The 659-nt window shown below is 63.4% G+C and carries 1 protein-coding gene; it reads left to right on the top strand.

The window, feature by feature from the left end:
* Positions 1-516: IS66 family transposase (locus ABG80_RS20845; RefSeq protein WP_152987782.1), on the top strand; the 516-nt coding region annotated here is incomplete at its 5' end.
* Positions 517-659 lie beyond the last annotated feature (143 nt).

The following is a 659-nucleotide window of genomic DNA, read 5'->3' as shown; positions in this document are numbered from 1 at the left end:
CACCAGGCCCTGCTGCGCATCGCCAGGGTGTTTGCCATCGAAGCGGACATCCAGGGCCAACCACCTGATGAGCGACGACGGCAGCGACAGCAACGCACGGCGCCCATCCTGGCAGACTTGCACACATGGCTCATCGAGATGCAGGCAAAGCTGTCTGCCAAGTCACCGATGTCACTGGCCATCGGCTACAGCCTGAGCCACTGGCGGGCACTCACGCGCTTCGTGGACGATGGCCTCATGGAGGCGCACAACAACATCGCCGAGCGATCACTGCGCGGCGTGGCCATCGGGCGTAAGAACTACCTGCATCTGGGCTCGGATGCGGGCGGCGAGCGTGCCGCCATCGTCTACACGCTGCTGGGTACGGCCAAGCTGCATGGGATCGATCCGTATGCCTACTTGCATCAGGTGCTGGCGCGCATAGCCGATCATCCGATCAACCGCGTTGATGAGCTGCTGCCGTGGCGGCTGTGCCCACCGCAGCAAGCCACACCTGAACAACGCCAGGCGGCGTGAGCACCCGGACCATCGGCACAATGTGGGCCATGGTCACCTCATCGAACAGGCCCTCGCTCAAGCTCGTGGGGTCACCCACCAGAAACATCAAAGTGCTGCAACTCAAGGTCGAGTTGCAAGGCGTGCGCCCCAAGGTCTGGCGG

The sequence above is a fragment of the Aquabacterium parvum genome, assembly GCF_001447195.1.
Lineage (GTDB): Bacteria > Pseudomonadota > Gammaproteobacteria > Burkholderiales > Burkholderiaceae_C > Aquabacterium > Aquabacterium parvum.
Note: the sequence above shows the minus strand (reverse complement) of the source record. Positions and strands in the feature narration are given on the sequence as shown.